This window comes from Streptomyces sp. NBC_00258 (genome assembly GCF_036182465.1).
Taxonomy (GTDB): Bacteria; Actinomycetota; Actinomycetes; order Streptomycetales; family Streptomycetaceae; genus Streptomyces.
The window spans coordinates 548,704-565,113 of the sequence record NZ_CP108081.1; the positions used below are offsets into that span (position 1 = coordinate 548,704).

The window sequence follows — 16,410 nt, forward strand, 5'->3', positions numbered from 1 at the left end:
GGCAGTACTCCTAGATACGGCTGTGAGGGTTGTGCGCGGAGGGGGCGGCGGGCAGGCCGGCGCCGGTCCAGCCGTCGGCCGGGCGGTCGAACCAGAGGTGGACCTGGCCGGTGCCGATGGAGTTCTCGTACTCGCCGTACTGGCGGGCCTTGGCGACGCAGGCCTGTTCCCCGAGGGCACCGGCCATCATCAGGTAGTGGAAGAACTTCGCCTCGGGCCTGTATTTCGAGAACTCCGGCATGGTGTCGAGGACCTTGTCGTGGCGGCCCTCCTTGAACCAGGCGATCCGCTCGTAGTCGGCCTCGCGCGCCTCGGGCGTGAAGATGTGCGCGGGGTCGCTCGACTCGTGGTCGCGCAGCTCGCGCAGCGGCCAGAAGGTGTGCGACAGCGCACCGGAGGCGATGACCAGGACCCGGCGGCCCGGGGTGGCGGCGATCCCGTCGGCCAGCGCCCGGCCCAGCCGCAGGTGGTCCTCCATGTCCCCGGTCTGACAGACCCCGATGGTCACCCACCGCTTGTCCGGCAGCCCCTCCCCCAGGAACTTCCAGAGGTTGGTGGTGGCGTAGTAGATCGGCAGGTACTCGTCCTCGATCGCGGTGATCCAGGTGCCGTGCTTGTCGGCGAACTTCTCGATGTTGTGGGCCAGTTCAGGATCACCGGGGAAGTCGTACGGCATCCGGCACATGCCGCGCGGTAGCTCCTCGGAGGTGAACAGACCGGCGCGGCGCTGCTGGGCTGTGACGACGAACTCGACGGTGGTCGCCCAGTGGGAGTCCAGGACGACGACGGTGTCGTAGTCGTCGCGCTCGAAGACGTCCTTGCGGAGCTGGTGCAGGCCGGTGACGAGGGTGATCTCCTTGCCCCCGTTCAGCTCCAGCCGGGTCTCCTCGGGCAGCACGATGGTGGGGACGTGGGCGAGGAGGCCCGCCCCGACGATCTCACCCATGGTTGTTCCATCCGTTCGGCGAGGTCACGGTGTTCTTGAGGTCGCAGTAGAAGTCGAAGCTCCAGGTGCCGCCCTCGCGGCCGACGCCCGAGTGGCGGGAGCCGCCGAACGGCGCCTGCAGGTCGCGGACGAAGAAGCAGTTGGTCCAGACCGTGCCTGCGACAAGCTGGGCGGTGACGCGTTCGGCGCGCTCGGGGTCACCGGTGGCGAGCGTGGCAGCCAGCCCGAAGCGGGTGTCGTTGGCGAGGCGGACGGCTTCGTCTTCGGTGGCGAAGGTCTGCAGGGTCAGGACCGGGCCGAAGACCTCCTCCTGCACGATCTCCGAGTCCTGGGCGACGGCGGTCAGGAGGGTCGGCGCGTAGTACTGGCCGTCCTTGCCGTGGCCGCCGATGACCGCGCGGGCACCGGCCGCCACGGCACGCTGCACGAAGCCGTCGATCTTCTCCAGCTGGAGCGGGTGGATGTTCGGCCCGATGTCGGTAGCCTCGCCGCGCGGGTCGCCCTGGGTGAGCTGCCCGGCCTTCTCGACGAAGCGGCGGGTGAACTCCTCGGCGACCGACTCCTCGACCAGGAAGCGCGTCGCAGCCAGGCACACCTGGCCGGCGTTGTCGTACTGCTCCACCGCCAGGTCGACGGCCAGGTCCAGGTCCGCGTCGGCGAACACCAACAGCGGCGACTTGCCCCCCAGTTCGAGACTCAAGGGCGTGAGGTTCGCGGCCGCCGACTCCGCGATCCGCTTGGCCGTGGGCACGGAGCCGGTGAAGCTGATCCGGCGCACGTCGGGATGCGAGGTCAGCGCGTCGCCGATCTCGGAGCCGTAGCCCTGGACGACGTTGAGCACACCTGCCGGGAGCCCGGCCTCGGCGGCGATGTCGGCCAGCAGGGAGGCAGTCAGCGGGGTCCACTCGGCGGGCTTGAGGATCACCGTGTTGCCGGCCGCGAGAGCCGGGGCGACCTTCCAAGTGGCCAGCATCAACGGGGCGTTCCACGGTGTGATCAGCACGGAGGGGCCCGCTGGGTCCCAGCTGACGTGGTTGGTGTGCCCGCGCGTCTCGAAGTCCTCGTGCTCCAGTTTCAGCAGCCAGTCCGCGAAGAAGCGGAAGTTGTGGGCGACGCGGGGCATGACGCCCCGGCGGTGGGAGCGCAGAAGGGCTCCGTTGTCGGTGGTCTCGACGATGGAGAGCTCTTCGATCCGCTTCTCGACCCCGTCGGCGATGGCGTGCAGGATGCGTGCGCGTTCCGCGCGGGAGGTGGCCGCCCAGGCGGGGAAGGCGGCCTTCGCGGCGGCCACGGCGGCGGCTGCCTCCATGCCCGTGCCCCGGGAGATCTCGCCGATCGTGCTGCCGTCGATGGGCGAGACGTCCGGGAACGTCTGTGCCGAGGCGACGCGCTCGCCGCCGATCCAGTGCCGGGTGTCGACGGCGACCCCGGCAACGGTGATGGTGTGTTCGCTCATGCTCTGCTCCTCCGGTCTCACGAGGTGGTGGGGTCTACTCGGCGCCGGAGGTGCCGGATTCCAGCAGTCGGCCGCCGTCCCAGACGACGCCGACCTGGCGGTAGTAAGCGGCGATCGGCTCGCGGATCTCCAGGCGGGCCAGTTCTTCGGTGGGCGCCTCGAACAGCTCCAGCTCGGCGTCGCCGCGCCAGGCCTGTCCCGCCTCGAAGGACGCGGCGCCCGACTCGATCAGCTCGTCCAGAGCGAGGCCCTTGCCCTTCTCGATGGAGGGCAGCCAGCGGTGGTGGGCCATCGGGTGGGCGTTGACGAAGCCGTTCGTCTGCGACGGCTCGCGCAGGGTGACCGTGGTCTGGGCCAGGCGCCGGTCGGCGGCGGCGAGCGTGGCGCCGAAACGGGCCCCCGCCTCGATGCGCGGCGCGGGGCCGTACGGGTGCGGGCGGGTCTGGTGGATCGAGCCGAGCTTCTTCGGGTAGCCCTGGTGCAGGCCGCGGGCGATGGCGAAGTCCTTGTCGACCCAGATGTAGACGCACCGCGAGTAGGTTTCGCCCCGGTACTTGCAGCGGACGACCGCGAACGCCTCCTTGTACTGGGAGAGCACGGGATCGAGCAGCTCCTCGCCGGACGCCGAGCAGGACTGCCAGTCGGCCCAGATCAGCGCCACCGCGCCCGGGTCCTCGTCGGCGAGCTCCAGTGGCTCGGGAAGCAGTTCACGCACGCGCGCCGGGTCGGTGCGGTACTCGACGGTGAGCAGGTCCCCGGAGTACAGCCAGGGCGGTGAGGGGACCAGCGACGAGGCACCGCTCGCCGTCTTGGGGAAGAAGAATCCGTGAACAGTGTTCATGATCAGCGAAGTCCTTTGGCGGTGAGGGCGGGCTGCTCGAGCAGTTCGGCGCGGTATCGGGAGGCGGCGGCCACCGCGGCCGGACCGCCGAGGGCGACGACACCGGCCAGCCGGCCGCCGGCGTGGTAGCCGACGACGACATCTCCGTCGAGGTCGCCGTCCAGGACGCGTACGTCCTCCTTGCCGAGTACCGGTGCGCCGAAGGACTGCAGGCGGAAGTCGTGCTGGTCGCTCCAGAAAGTGGGCAGCGGCGCGAACGGGGACAGGCCGTGGCTGGTGCCGGCCAGCTGGGCGACGAGGGTCTTCGCGGCGTGCTTGGCGGTGTCCGTGGGGATGCACCAGTGCTCCACACGGCGCGGTACGCCGTCGTAGCGGGCGTTGGGGAAGCGGGCGACGTCGCCGACGGCCACCACGTCGGGCCGTCCGCCGGCGCGCAGGTGCTCGTCGGTGAGCACGCCGTCGCTCAGGTCGAGGCCGTTGCCGTCCAGCCACTCGGTGTTGGCGACCGACCCGACCGACTCGACCACCACGTCGGCGGGAAGGACGGTGCCGTCGCCGAGGGCAACGCCGGTGACGTGGTCGTCGCCGGTGAAGCCGGTCACGCCCGTGCCGAGGGCGAAGCGCACGCCGCGCTCCTCGTGGCGCTTCAGCAGGACCCTGGCGAGGAGCTCGCCGAGGGGGCCGACCATCGGCAGGGGCAGCGGGTCGACGACCGTCACCTCCCGGGCGCCCAGAGCGACGGCGGTGGCGGCGACCTCGCAGCCGATGAAGCCGCCTCCGACGACGACCACGCGGGCTCCGGGCCTGGTCAGGGCCTGCCGCAGACCCTGCGCGTCGTCGATGGTGCGGACCGTGTGCCGGCCCGCGAGCGGGCCGGGGCAGCGCAGGCGCCGGGGCCGCATTCCGGTGGCGACGACCAGACCGTCGTAGGAGAGTGCCTCGCCGTCGTCGAACTCGACGATGTTCTCCGCGAGCCGGGTGGCGACGATCTTGACGCCCAGCCGCCATTCCGCGTCGGCCACACTCGCCCGCGGGCGGAAGGCGAGTGACTCGAAGGGTGCCTTGCCGGCCAGGACCTCCTTGGACAGGGGCGGCCGGTTGTAGGGCATGTGCGGCTCGTCACCGACGAGGGTGATGGCTTCGGTCCAGCCGGCGGCCCGCAGCTGCTCGGCCGCGCGCAGGCCGGCCATGGAGGCGCCGGCCACGACGATGCGTGCACTCCGCGAAGTCATGGTCAGTCCTCGATACGGATGGCCTGGAGCGGACACACGTCGGCGGCTTCCTCGACCTCGTCGCGCAGCGCGTCGTCGGGGTCGGGGACGTAGGCCAGGTGGCCGCTGTCGTCCATGGAGAAGACATCGGGTGCGGCGAAGACGCACTGGCCGTGGTCCTGGCACTTGTTCATGTCGACGACGACCTTCATGGCCGGTCCTCCTGAATGTGAGGGCGTCGGGGCGGGGACGAGCGGAGGAAGAGGGGCCCGACCGGCGTCGGCCGGGCCCCGGCCAAGGGTCCGGCAACTGACCGAACCCTTACTCATTTGGCTTCAAACAACATAGGAAGCCGCCCGGCCCTGGTCAATACCTATCCATGCGGATAATTTTTTTCCTGCCGCCCCTTGCGGGGCACCCGAAGTCCTCATACCGTTTGGCATCAAACAAGCTATTCCATGTGCCGCGCCCCCACCCGTACCGGCCCTCTGAATCCCCTCACCATCCACACGCCTAGCGCCCGAGGAGACATCGGTGAGCGCAGACCCAACCCCCAGCCTCCGTCAGCACATGCAGCGACTCGCCGCCGACGGCATCGACGTGGTGCGCGTGACCTATCCCGACCTGATCGGCACCGACCGAGCGCGCGACGTGCTGTTGGACCACCTGCCGTCGGCCTGCGACCACGGCCTGGCCTTCTGCCGGGCCGTGTACCACACCAGCCCCCAGGGCGACGTGGTGCCCGTCTCCGGCGGTCTCGACGCAGGCCTGCCCGACATCACCGTGCGACCGGACCTGGACACCCTGGTCCCCCTCCCCTGGGAACCCGGCGTCGCCTCCTGCCTCGCCGACGTCACCGACCCGGCCACCGGCCTGCCCGCGCCCGAGTCACCCCGCGATCTGCTGCGCACCGTCCTCGACCGATGTGCCGAACACGGCCTGCGTCCGGTGGTCGGCCCCGAGCTCGAGTACTTCCTCTGCGCCGAGGACCCGGCCTCCCCGAGCGGCTGGAAGCGTTACTCGAGTGCCACCGGCGTCGTCTACACCGCCGGTCTGCGCGCCGACGGCGACAATCACCTGCTCCGCACGCTGCGTCTGCTGCGGGACATGAACATCGGCGTGACCAGCGGAAACCACGAGTTCGACGGCGGCCAGTTCGAGATCAACCTCACCCACTCCGACGCCCTGTCCGCTGCGGACCGCGCCTTCCGCTTCAAGTCCGCGATCAAGGAACTGGCCCGGCAGGAGGGCAAACTCGCCACCTTCATGGCCAAGCCGTTCAACGACGCCGGAGGCTCCGGTTTCCACCTCCACCTGTCCTGCGACAGCTCCTCCGACGAGGAAGGCGCCGGTAACTCCTTCGACGATCCCGCCGGGCCGTACGGACTGTCCGCCACCGCACGCCACGCCGTCGCCGGCATCCTCGCCCACGCCCCGGCCCTGGCCGCACTGGCCAACCCGACCGTGAACTCCTACCGGCGTTTCGGCCCGGACACTCTCGCCCCCTGGCTGATCGACTGGGGCCTGGACAACCGCAGCGCCATGATCCGCATTCCGCCCGAGCGCGGCTCCGGCGCCCGGTTCGAACTGCGCCTCGGTGACGCCAGCGCCAACCCGTATCTGCTGATCGCGGGCACGGTCGCCGCCGCACTGCTCGGGGTTCTGACCGGCGAGGAACCCCCCGCCCCGCTGGAGGGGTACGGCTACGACACCGCCAAGGCAGCCATGCTGCCCATGAACCTGCCGGCCGCGCTCGACGCCCTGGAAGCGGACACGGAGCTGACCGACATCCTCGGCAAGGACTTCACCGCCTCGTTCCTCTCCTACAAGCGCAACGAAATCGAACGCTTCCAACGGCACGTCACCGACTGGGAGTTCACCGAGTACGCCTACCACCTGTGACGACTGGGAGCCATGCGATGACGACCGAGACACCGACCGCCGCCGTGAACGAACCGATGCCACTGGCAGACGTCAACCTCGCCGATCTGGACAACTTCACCGACGGCATCACCCCATGGCGCATGTTCCACACCCTGCGCCACCAGGACCCGGTGCACTGGCAGCCCGAGGACGCCCCCAACTCCGGCTTCTGGGCCGTGACCCGCCACGCCGACATCGCCCGCGTCGACCGTGACGCCGAGACCTTCACCTCCACGAAGTTCGTCAACCTCGAAGAAGTCGACGAGGACCAGATCAAGACCCGCGCCTCCATCCTGGAGCTGGACGGTGTCCGCCACCGCGCGCTGCGCAGTCTGCTCCAGCGCCAGTTCGGCGCGAGCGTCATCAACAGCTACACCGACTTCCTGCGTGGCCTGACCGCCACCACGCTGGACGCGGCGCTGGCCAAGGGGACCTTCGACTTCGTCAAAGAGATCTCCGCCGACTTCCCCATCAACGTCCTCGCCCGCCTCCTCGACGTACCGCCGGAGGACAACCAGCAGCTCATCGACTGGGGCAACCGCATCATCGGCAACACCGACCCCGACTACGCCGACGTCCTGCTGGACAGCGCGGAGAGCGAGCAGTACCGGCACCTGCCCTTCCGCTCCCCCGCCTCGCTGGAGGTCTTCGAGTACGGCCGTGAGCTGGCCCGGCAGCGGCGCGGCGGCGACGGCACCGACCTGGTGTCGAAGCTGGTGAACACCATCCCGAAGGACGGTGTGCCGCTCTCGTCACAGGACTTCGACAACTACTTCCTGCTCCTCGTCGTGGCCGGCAACGAGACCACCCGCCACACCATCACCCACTCCATGCTGGCCCTCCTCCAGCACCCCGACCAGCTGGCCCGCCTCAAGGACGACCCGTCCCTGATCCCGGGCGCGGTCGAGGAGTTCCTGCGCTGGGCCTCCCCCGTCTACCACTTCCGCCGCACCGCCACCCAGGACGTCGAACTCGGCGGCAAGCGGATCAAGGAGGGCGACAAGGTCGTCATGTGGTACGCCTCCGGCAACCGTGACGAGGAGGCCTTCGGCAACCCGTACGACTTGGATGTCACCCGCGCCGACAACGACCACGTCACCTTCGGCAAGGGCAGCCCCCACCTGTGCCTGGGCAACCTGCTCGCCCGCACCGAGATCCGCATCATGTTCGAGGAGCTGATCCCCAGGATCGCCGACATCCGCCTCGTCGGCGATGTCCCGCGCGTCCGCTCCAACTTCGTCAACGGCATCAAGAAACTACCCGTCGAAGTCACCCTCGCCTGATCGCAGCGGCCCATCCGCACGGCGGCTCACGAAGGTGGGCACGAGCCCAAGGGCCAGCCCCTCATGTTTGTTGTCAAGCGAACTCCGTCTCGAGGATTGCAACGATGACCGATTTCAGGTTGGCGAAGCCGTGCTCGACGGCGGCGCGTTCGCGGTTGAGCAGGCGGTTCGCTTCTCTCTCCGCGTCGGTGAGCTGGTGGTTGCGGGTGGCCTTGCGGCCGGTGATGATCACCGGGTGGTCGTCGGGGTCGTCGTCCAGGCCGACGAGTCCGAGATCGGCCAGGGCTCCGAGACCGGCCTCGCGCAGGTGTCCGGTGATCTTGTTGTGGCGGGCGGTGGTGATCTCGCTGGACCGGCCCGGCTTCGCCGCCGGGATCCAGATCACGTTGCCTTGCTCGTCGGTCAGCGCGAGAAACAGCAGGCCATGGGACTTGTGTTTGCCGCTGTAGTTCTTCCGGTTGTCCTTCCCGGTGCGGCGCCGGGTGCGGATGAGGGTGCCGCCCAGCAGGACCACGACCCCGCCGGCACGGGCGATCTTCTTCAGCGCGCGGTCCAGGCGCGGGGCGCGGGCGAACAGCAGGCGGATCACTTCCATCACCCAGCGGCGCACGGTGGAGGCGGAGACCGCGTTGCCGCCGGCCATGTCGGCAAGACGCTGGTCGTGACGGAGCACGGCGAGCACGATGACCGCCTGGGTCCCGGAACTGACCTTGCGCCAGCGGGTTTGCGCAGCTGGCCACGGACGGCTCGACCTTGCCCGGCGTGAGCTCCCGACCCAGCATCCCAGCGACGTCCTTGGCCATCACCGGACCCTCCGCCCCGGCCACGATCTCCATGATCCGCCGATACTCCGGGGTCAGGGACTCCACCCCCATCCCCTCGGACCGGTCCGGCACCAGACGCATCCCGCCCGCACCCGGCCCCGCCACGACACGCTCCGGCTCCGGCTCCACGATGCCCGACGACCGACGTCCACCATCGGTTGCCTCGGCCCACTGCCCGAACACCACCTCGGCTGCTTCCAGCCGGGCCAACTGCGACTCGATCCCGGACAGTTCCTTGCGGAGCAGCTCAGCCGGTCCTTCCAGCTCAAGCCGTTGCTGGACCGTCCATGTCAGCACATCCGTCATACACACCTCCCACCAGGAGGCTATGCAGCGGCCCGCTGCCCCGGCCCCGGGAATCCCAGAGGCCGCCCGTGACGGACGATCACGTGCTAACGATCTCTCGCCCGACCAGCACGAGAACCCCGCGGAAACCTCACACCAGCCCTGCTGACCAGCGGAAATCAGGATGGCAGATCTTCATTGCTCCGACGGACGGAAGGCAACGACGTTGTCTGGGACCTGCGAGCGGGGCGCCGACTGGCTTTGCTGGTCGGTCAGGACCGCGGCGGCGAGGGTGAGACGGGTGACTAGCTCTCGCAGTTCCTTGATCTCCCTTCGCTGGTTCGAGACGGTCTCTTTGAGCTTGACCACGGACTCGCGCAGTCGGCGCTCCGCCTCGGGGACTTGCTGCGCTTCGGTGCGTACCCGTTCGTAGAATTCGTTCTTCAGATCCGCGTGCCGCTTCATCAGCGCCATGCGGTGGACGTCTGCCTCGACGGCGAGGGCCGCGATGGTGAGACTCCCATTGGACGCGGTGGCCTGCCCGGCCAGGAGGCGGTCCATCGCCTCACGGATGCGCGTGCGCTCGTCGGTGGGTTGCTCGGTCATCTCAGGACCTCGGCGGTCTCGGCAGTGGCGGCGTGGGTAACGGCGGCCTGGCGGAGTCGGGCGGCGTGGGCCTGCAGCCGGTTGCCGATGTGCATGGGTGCATGCGCGGCGAGCTGGTCGATCTCGTCGGCACGATCACGCAGTTGACTGGCATGAGTGTCGGTGCGGGCCATGTTTCCGCAGCCCGCCCGGCAGTCGACCACATTCGGCGAGGTCGCGTTCGCTGCCGGTTCACACAATGCCGTCTCGCGCTTGAATGCGCAGATCAGGAGGGCGTCGGAGTTGTCGAACAGGACAATGCCGTCCCGGGCGAGATAGGCGGCCGCCTTCCTCGCGAACGTGGAGGGGACGATGCGGCCCTCGAAGTGCGGGGCTTGGGTCGCGCCGGTGACAGCGCGACGGGCCGCCGGTCCCGAGATCTTCTCACCGGCGGCCATGCGGTCACGAAGACGCGCGGCGGTGTCGGCCGCGGCAAGGGCTGTCTCGACATCGAGCACCCCGTGGATGCCCCAGCGGCCGAGGGCTCCGTAGCCGGTGGATGTGCGTGCATCCAGGACGGTGCGCATGTGGCCGTACTGGATGGCGAGGGCGATCAGCCCGCCCGGGCGGCGGGCGATGTGCCAGGCCAGCGTACGTCTGAACCGGGCCATGCCGAGCTCACCGTGCGGGTCCTGGGGGATGGCCTGTTCCGGAAGGCCCTGGGCGACGGCTTCGCGGTTGGCCCAGGCGACGAAGCTGCCGATGCGGCGGTTCAGAGTCCCGTTCTTCAGCGCCCCCTGGTGGGCTTTGACCCCCTGGAAGTCGTGATGGGCGGCGCTGAAAAGGAGCTCCCCTTCGGGGACGATGCGCTCAAGGATGCGAATCGAGCGGACGACAGGGGCGATGGCGACCCAGGGGACCTCCCGCTCGACGCCGGCGGAGATGTGGTGGCCGTTGTCGTTGGTGACCTCCTTGTAGTGATGGCTGCGGATGAGGTGGCGTCCAGGGGTGCCGTCGGGTCGGGGCGCCGGGTCAGGGCAACACCCGGAGCGCAAGCCTTGCGCTTCCTGCGGCCGCATGCCGGTCAGATAGAGGATGATGATCATGGCGGCCGTGCCGAGGTGCTTCATCAGGTCGGCGGCCTCATTGAAGTCGAGGCTCTGGCGCCAGGGGCGTCCGGCGACCTGGCCGGTAACCGGAACGTCCAGTGGGCATGGGCCGGGCCGGTACGCGGCCAGGTTGGTCAACCCGTGCTGCTTCTTGAAGCGATCGACCTGGCCGAGGCTGGCACCGGTGGTTGCGGCGATGAAAGCGCGGGCCAGGGTGTGGCCACCGTCGCATCCTGTGCTGGGTATCGGGGCTCCGGAGGTGATGAGGGGCAGCAGGGTCTCCTCAATTCGGGCGCGTCCCGCGGGGGTGGCGGTGCTGGCGGAAGCGATGCTGAGCAGCCGGCGCCGTTCGGTCCAGGCGGCCAGGATGTCCTCGGCGAGGTCGTCGACCATGCGGCCGGCCCAGACCAGCAGTGGGCCGATGACCTGCGGGTCCAAGGGTTCGGTGGTGTTCTCACGGCCGCCTTCACCGGTGGCGGAGGGCAGGTAGTCGTCGACGCCCTCGGTGTCCCAGGGAGGTCGGGGGATCCCCGAGGGGTGGGCAGCGAGTTGGTCGTAGGCCCATAGGTCGGTCAGCCGGGCGAGGACCTTCTCGGAGTAAGCGCGTGTGATGCCGCTCTGCCAGCGCTCCGTGGTGTATGCGCTCCACCACTCGTCGGTAAAAGCTCCGAGGTCGGACATGCCGCGCTCGTGCGCCCAGTGCGCAAGGCGGATCCACTCGCGGCATGTCTCCAGGATGTCGTCGGCGGAGCCGCGGGTCCGTGCGCGGTGTCCCCGGGTCTGGACAACGGTGGGTCGCAGCTCGCCGTTGATCATGATCCAGGCTGGCAGCTTCAACTGGCCGCGCAGCCCGATCGGGCACCTGCTCCAATGGATTTTGGAGAGTGTGGCGCCCGGATTGTCGATGAGTGGCGCCAAGGGCCAGACCGCATCAGCGTAGCGGCCGTTGGGGTGCCGGTTGCCGGCGCTGATCCACCGGTCCATCACGACGGGGGAATCCGGCGTCGGCATGGGCAGCACGTACGGGTCGACTTCATCGACGAGGGCGGAGGTCACGAGGCCAGCTCTCCCTTCAGTAGGAGCGCGACGACCGTGCGGTCCCGGTCGCTGACCCGGCCCAGCGCGGCATTCCAGGCGGCTGGGCCCACTCTGTCGCGCATGTCGTTCAGGCGTAGCAGGTGGTCGTGCCAGCGCGCCGTCCAGGTGTGATCGGGGAGCACCGAGCGAAGGCTCATCAGTTGCTGATGCAGATGGGCGAGGCGGGGGTGGTGACCGGGGTGGACATGGGCGTTGCCGCAGGCCAGGCAGAGTAGGAAGTCCGCTGCGCAGCCCCCGTCCGGGGCGGGCCAGGGGCTGGTGGTGTCGTCCTCGCAATCGGCCGTCGCGGTCTCGTGATGCGCGGGGTTCGGCTCACGTGCGAGGTGTCCGCCGAAGACGGTTGCCTGCGCTTGCTGGAGTGCTTCGTGGGCGCCGGCTTCGAAGACTGCTTGGGATGCTCGCTGGACTCGCTGGTCGGGCAGCACGTAGACGCTCTCGTGGGTGCCCTGAGTGTGCTGCATGGGTCTGCCCTCGCGGGTGACCGTCGTGCGCCTGGTGCGTTGGAACGGCGATCCGCTCAGCCCGTGGCTTCGAGCCCAGCTGGTGGCGTCGACACGGGAGACACCGAAGACCAGCGGGCCGATGCGCGGTGGGCGATCCAGATCGCGGCGCTCGCGCCCGACTTGTTGCAGGCGTGCGGTCATCAGCAGGTCGGTGCCGGGGACCAGCTTCGCGGCGAGCGCGCGGCCGTGTGCGGTGGCGTCCAGGGCCTGTGTGATCAGACGTCCCGGGGAGGCGGCTCCCGAGTCGGTGATGTTCTCCGTGCTGAACCACCGGCCCGCCCCGGGTCGCCGCTTCTCCACCTGCACCAGGTATGTCACCGTCGTCCTCTCACCAACCGACGGCGCCCGGGTGGGCGCGGGCATGCGGTCGTAGACGGACAGATTCCAGGCAAAGCGGTCGGTCAGCAGCACGGCCAGGGCAGTCAGCTCGTGCCGGGTCAAGAACAGCCGGCCCCACGTTCGTTCGACGCTGCCCCCGCCGAGGAGACCACGGTGCCTCAGGTTGGTCAGGCCATCGCTCCGCCGTGCGCGGGGCACGTCTCCGGTGCACGCCATCACGTCGAGGATCTGGCCGAGCTGCGCTTCACGGCTGCCTTCGGGCAGTTGCCCGAGCCGCCAGCGCTCCAGCACGATGGTGTTGTCCCGGATGCGCATCCAAGCGGCGCGGAACTGGCGCTGCGCGGTGAGTAGCACTTGCTCGCGTTCCGCATCCTCGTACGACTGCTTGCTCGGCGTTCCCTGTGGCACCCGGCGGGCGAGCTCTTCGGCCACTTGGCCGGTGCGCAGCCTCGGGTCCGCGCGCAGCAGGACCCGAATGGTGGCCAGCGTGATCCTGCCCGTGTTGGTCTTGATGTTCCGCTCGCGCCAGCGTTTCAGGGCGGCGGCGGTCAGGCCGTCGAGATCCTCAGGCGGGTTGTCCAGGCGGGAAAGGAAGCGCACGAAGACCAGCAGTTGGTTCCAGTAGTGGTCGGCGGAGGAGTGGCTCGTCCACCGACGGGACTGGGCAGCAAAGAGCGCGGCCAGCGAGTGCCGCATACGCTCTGGGGCGGGCAGCTTCGCGAAGTCGAACTCCTTCTTCTCGCCGGCCTTGTTGCCTACCGTCACTACCAGTCCGTCCCGGGGACGCGGCGGTCCGGTGCGATAGCCGGCCGGCGGCAACACGGCCCTCCGTCCCCGCCCGCTCATCCACTCACCCCGAGCAGCGTGTCGACGTCCTGGATGCCGGCCGTCTCCCGAGCCAGCCGGGTGAACACGTCGTCGATGCCCTCGCCTCCCACCGCGCCCTGGCCGTCGGTGATCTCAGCAGTGGCGAGGATGGACTCCAGCTGCAGGTGCGCGACGGGCGCGAGGTAGTGGCGCTTGGTCACCTCCACGTCCGCGTGCCCGAGGAGGGTCTTCACCAACCACCAGGGGTCACCGAACAGCAGCGCGAAGTCCCGCCGGTCGGCCGCGGTGAGCCCGTAGCGTGTCTCCATGAGCTGGTTCAGCACGATGAGCATGTAGAGCGCGAATGAGTGCCGCGCGGCGTGAGGGGTCGCGTAGGGACTCTTCCCGCGGACCTCTGCCAGCCGCAGCTCCCGCTTGACCACCCGCTCCACCGGCGCGAGCAGCACCTCGTCGCAACGCAGATTCGCGCTCCTGAACACGCCGTTCCACCGGCCCGGGAGCATCGGCAGCCCTTGCTCGGTCAGCCACAACCAGGCCGGCTCGGGCCCTTCCGGCCCATCCAGGAAGAGCCACTGACGCTCCCGCCAGCCCAACAGACCAAGCTCGCGGCCCCCAGCGACGCCGTCCCGGTCTACCCACTCGACCTTCGGCTTCGGGCCACGGGTCACTTTCGTGAGCAGCCGAATCTCAGGCAGCCGCTCGTAGCGGCCCGCGGCCTGAGCGCGCCTTACTGCCCAGGCCCGCTCGGACGCCACATACGCTTCGACCTGACCGACCGCATCGACCGAGGCGTAGAAGACTCGCCCGCACTTCGACCTGGTGACGGCGCCCGCGACACGGCCGTGGCAGTACCGGCCGGAGCGAAGCCGCTGGGTCGGAACCTCGAACGTCAGCAGCGACCCGCCCTCCTGCCGGCGAAGTCCGGAACTAAGGAGCAGTTGCACGAAACTGGTGTTCCGCAGCTCCGTCCGCGCATCCCAACCCGGTGCAGCGCCCCCGCCAGCCGCGTGACCGCGCAGTCCGATGTCCGACCACAGGGCCCAGGTCCGCGGCGTCAGCCACGACACCCGTGCGCTGACCGAGTCCGGGGCCCGGTCCTCCCGGCGGGAGAGGTCGACCGGCAGCGGAGAGACCTTCGCCCAGCGGAACAGCTTGGTGAACGCGGCGCCCTCCCGGTTCCACTTCGTACCGCCGATTCGCCCCGGATTTGCCGGCGCCGAGCAACGCCAGTCTCGGTAATCGGCCAGGTCCCGTTCACTCGCCTGGCACCACGGCACTCCGCGGGAGGACAGAAACTCGAGCAACAGACGGATGTCGGTGGCGTAGTTGCGCTTTGATTCCGGCTCCAGATTTCGGAACTCCTTGGAGCGAACGAAGTCCAACAAGCCCGCATCGATCATGCCGTCCGGACCCACGAAGACCGGAGCCCCCGGACGAAGCCCGATTCGGGCGACCGCCTCCGGCAAGTCCCCGACGCCGAGAACCCCCTCCGCGGGCATCGTCCCCCACCGCCCCGAGTCCGGGACCCTGACCATGTACCACGCCCTCAACAGACACCTCCCCTGATGCTTGAACTCGCCCAATCATCAGGGAACGCACGTACAGGTGGTCGGCGCTGTTCACGCCGCGGGCGCGGCGGCCGCACAGGTGGGGGTGCCCGTCAGGTCCCGGGTAGTGGGCGAAGTGGCAGACCCGGTCGGTGTACAGCTTCGTCGTCAGCTGGAGGCCGCAGCCGCCGAGCAGCAGCCCGCACCAGAACGTGTCGTGCTCGTGGCGGCGCCGGAAGGCATCCAGCTCGATCGCCTCCAGCGGAAGCATCAACGGGTCATCGGAGTCCGCGCTGGCCAGCACCGCTGTCTGGATCTGCCGTCTGTCGTTCCGCAAGAAGCCCCCGCCCTTCGTCTCAACCCATCGTCCCGCCAACCGAGTTGGCGTTCCAGACCGCGGACCACGACACCTCAAGGGCAGTCCCTGACCGCGCACACGCCTCCAGGCCAGTTGGAGGAACCTTCGAACGGATCCGCTCCGGCCCCGCCTCGTCCAGGGCAGGATCAGGAGTGGCCGCGGCGGCCACGAGAGCGCGTCACTCCATCGGGTGGGCGGCTGCTGTTCGGCTCCGAGTGCAGCGCGGTGCACGCTCGAATACCGGCATGCCGTCCTCGCCCACCCGCCGCCCGCGGCTACGCCGTACCACCCGCCCTGCTGGCCGGCGCCGGGCGATGCCGGGCTCCCGGTCCCGTCGCGGGCCCGGGCAGAACCCGCGCGCGGAGGGCCTGGACTGGGCTCGCCGGGTCGAGCTGACCTCGGTACTGATCGCGTCCGTCGTCGCGGTCGCCGGCCTGTGGTACTCCAACCTCCAGACCACGGAGGCCAACGCTCAGGCCCGGGCGGACAGAGCGCTCGTCAAGGAAGGACAGATCACCGACCGGTACACCGCGGCGGTGGGAAACCTCGGAGCGAAGGAGATGGATGTCCGCCTGGGCGGCATCTACGCCCTTGAGCGCATCATGCAGGACTCACACCGCGATCACCCCACCATCGCCAACGTCCTGGCCACGTACATCCGGCTCCACGCCGCAGCCCGTCCGCCCAAGAACCAGGACGCCCCAGCCGATGTCCAGGCAGCTCTCACCATCCTCGGCACCCGCAATACGGCCTACGACAAGGCATTCCGTCCCGATCTCCACGGCGCGCACCTGAACGGCGCGGTCCTGTGGGGAGCCCACTTGAGGGGAGCAGCGCTGTACGACGCAGACCTGAGCGGTGCGCACCTGGCCGGGGCAGATCTGCGCGGTGCTGACATGGCCGGCGTGAAATTGCGCGGCGCGAACCTGATGGATGCTGCAGTGAGCGGTGCGCACCTGGCTGAGGCGGACCTGAGCCGCGCGGACCTGGGCGGAGTAAGCCTCAGGGGCACGTATCTGAAGGGGGCGGATTTGAGCGGCGCTGACCTGTATCACGCAAACCTGAGGGGCGCATATTTGGAGGGCGCGCACGGCGTCACAAAGGACCAGCTTGACGGCACGTATACCGACGCAAAGACGAGGCTGCCCACTGGTGTTGACGGAGCAAGGACATACAGCAGACCCCGGACTGACGATCATCTTGGTCTTCAGCTGCCAGGTGCGGAAGGAATCCTGCCGAAGCCCGCTTGCTCCCGCTCGACCGGAACCCCGTCG

The 16,410-nt window shown here is 69.2% G+C and carries 12 protein-coding genes and 1 pseudogene; 3 read left to right on the forward strand and 10 right to left on the reverse strand.

Annotated elements, in window-relative coordinates:
- Positions 1-10 precede the first annotated feature (10 nt).
- From OG718_RS02445 to OG718_RS02465, 5 genes are read right to left on the reverse strand one after another with little or no spacing between them, the layout of a single operon-like run.
- Positions 11-946, reverse strand: coding sequence for a 3,4-dihydroxyphenylacetate 2,3-dioxygenase (locus OG718_RS02445; protein WP_210582049.1), 936 nt, complete (start codon positions 944-946; stop codon positions 11-13).
- The gene (locus tag OG718_RS02450) at positions 939-2,402 is read right to left on the reverse strand and encodes an aldehyde dehydrogenase (protein WP_328843030.1); all 1,464 of its coding nucleotides are present in this window, start codon (positions 2,400-2,402) and stop codon (positions 939-941) included. The genes OG718_RS02445 and OG718_RS02450 overlap by 8 nt, the downstream gene beginning before the upstream one ends.
- Positions 2,403-2,436: 34 nt before the next feature.
- Entirely contained in the window at positions 2,437-3,243 is an 807-nt protein-coding gene (locus OG718_RS02455) for an acetoacetate decarboxylase family protein (protein ID WP_210582045.1), read from the reverse strand.
- Positions 3,244-3,245: 2 nt separating this feature from the next.
- Positions 3,246-4,475 carry an NAD(P)/FAD-dependent oxidoreductase gene (locus OG718_RS02460; RefSeq protein WP_210582044.1) on the reverse strand — a complete coding sequence of 410 codons (1,230 nt, stop codon included), beginning with the start codon at positions 4,473-4,475 and terminating at the stop codon, positions 3,246-3,248.
- Between the two features lie 2 nt (positions 4,476-4,477).
- On the reverse strand, positions 4,478-4,666 hold the full coding sequence (locus OG718_RS02465) for a ferredoxin (protein ID WP_210582041.1): 189 nt from the start codon (positions 4,664-4,666) through the stop codon (positions 4,478-4,480).
- A gap of 358 nt (positions 4,667-5,024) precedes the next feature.
- Here OG718_RS02465 and OG718_RS02470 point away from each other — a divergent pair, with 358 nt between their 5' ends.
- A complete protein-coding gene (locus OG718_RS02470) occupies positions 5,025-6,356 on the forward strand; it encodes a glutamine synthetase family protein (protein WP_246886532.1) in 1,332 nt (443 codons plus the stop codon).
- Between the two features lie 17 nt (positions 6,357-6,373).
- The gene (locus OG718_RS02475; protein ID WP_210582037.1) at positions 6,374-7,660 is read left to right on the forward strand and encodes a cytochrome P450; all 1,287 of its coding nucleotides are present in this window, start codon (positions 6,374-6,376) and stop codon (positions 7,658-7,660) included.
- Positions 7,661-7,733: 73 nt separating this feature from the next.
- Here the strand turns inward: OG718_RS02475 and OG718_RS02480 are convergent, their stop codons facing one another.
- The 5 genes from OG718_RS02480 to OG718_RS02500 all read right to left on the reverse strand — a co-directional run bounded on the left by OG718_RS02480 (position 7,734) and on the right by OG718_RS02500 (position 14,766).
- A complete protein-coding gene (locus OG718_RS02480) occupies positions 7,734-8,333 on the reverse strand; it encodes a transposase family protein (RefSeq protein ID WP_210582035.1) in 600 nt (199 codons plus the stop codon).
- Positions 8,334-8,964: 631 nt separating this feature from the next.
- Positions 8,965-9,375 carry a hypothetical protein gene (locus tag OG718_RS02485; RefSeq protein WP_069757853.1) on the reverse strand — a complete coding sequence of 137 codons (411 nt, stop codon included), beginning with the start codon at positions 9,373-9,375 and terminating at the stop codon, positions 8,965-8,967.
- The gene (locus OG718_RS02490) at positions 9,372-11,519 is read right to left on the reverse strand and encodes an integrase (protein WP_307841096.1); all 2,148 of its coding nucleotides are present in this window, start codon (positions 11,517-11,519) and stop codon (positions 9,372-9,374) included. The genes OG718_RS02485 and OG718_RS02490 overlap by 4 nt, the downstream gene beginning before the upstream one ends.
- A complete protein-coding gene (locus tag OG718_RS02495) occupies positions 11,516-13,168 on the reverse strand; it encodes a hypothetical protein (RefSeq protein ID WP_307841095.1) in 1,653 nt (550 codons plus the stop codon). The genes OG718_RS02490 and OG718_RS02495 overlap by 4 nt, the downstream gene beginning before the upstream one ends.
- A gap of 77 nt (positions 13,169-13,245) precedes the next feature.
- Positions 13,246-14,766, reverse strand: coding sequence for a site-specific integrase (locus OG718_RS02500; protein WP_246886750.1), 1,521 nt, complete (start codon positions 14,764-14,766; stop codon positions 13,246-13,248).
- A gap of 972 nt (positions 14,767-15,738) precedes the next feature.
- On the opposite strand from OG718_RS02500, the pseudogene OG718_RS02510 reads away from it, so the two are divergent.
- Positions 15,739-16,212, forward strand: a pseudogene (locus tag OG718_RS02510) (pentapeptide repeat-containing protein); the annotation flags it as partial.
- Positions 16,213-16,410 lie beyond the last annotated feature (198 nt).

Coding starts and splice junctions, on each gene's coding strand:
- OG718_RS02445 (WP_210582049.1), bottom strand. CDS start 946: ATGGGTGAGATCGTCGGGGCGGGCCTCCTCGCCCACGTCCCCACCATC.
- OG718_RS02450 (WP_328843030.1), bottom strand. CDS start 2,402: ATGAGCGAACACACCATCACCGTTGCCGGGGTCGCCGTCGACACCCGG.
- OG718_RS02455 (WP_210582045.1), bottom strand. CDS start 3,243: ATGAACACTGTTCACGGATTCTTCTTCCCCAAGACGGCGAGCGGTGCC.
- OG718_RS02460 (WP_210582044.1), bottom strand. CDS start 4,475: ATGACTTCGCGGAGTGCACGCATCGTCGTGGCCGGCGCCTCCATGGCC.
- OG718_RS02465 (WP_210582041.1), bottom strand. CDS start 4,666: ATGAAGGTCGTCGTCGACATGAACAAGTGCCAGGACCACGGCCAGTGC.
- OG718_RS02470 (WP_246886532.1), top strand. CDS start 5,025: ATGCAGCGACTCGCCGCCGACGGCATCGACGTGGTGCGCGTGACCTAT.
- OG718_RS02475 (WP_210582037.1), top strand. CDS start 6,374: ATGACGACCGAGACACCGACCGCCGCCGTGAACGAACCGATGCCACTG.
- OG718_RS02485 (WP_069757853.1), bottom strand. CDS start 9,375: ATGACCGAGCAACCCACCGACGAGCGCACGCGCATCCGTGAGGCGATG.
- OG718_RS02500 (WP_246886750.1), bottom strand. CDS start 14,766: ATGGTCAGGGTCCCGGACTCGGGGCGGTGGGGGACGATGCCCGCGGAG.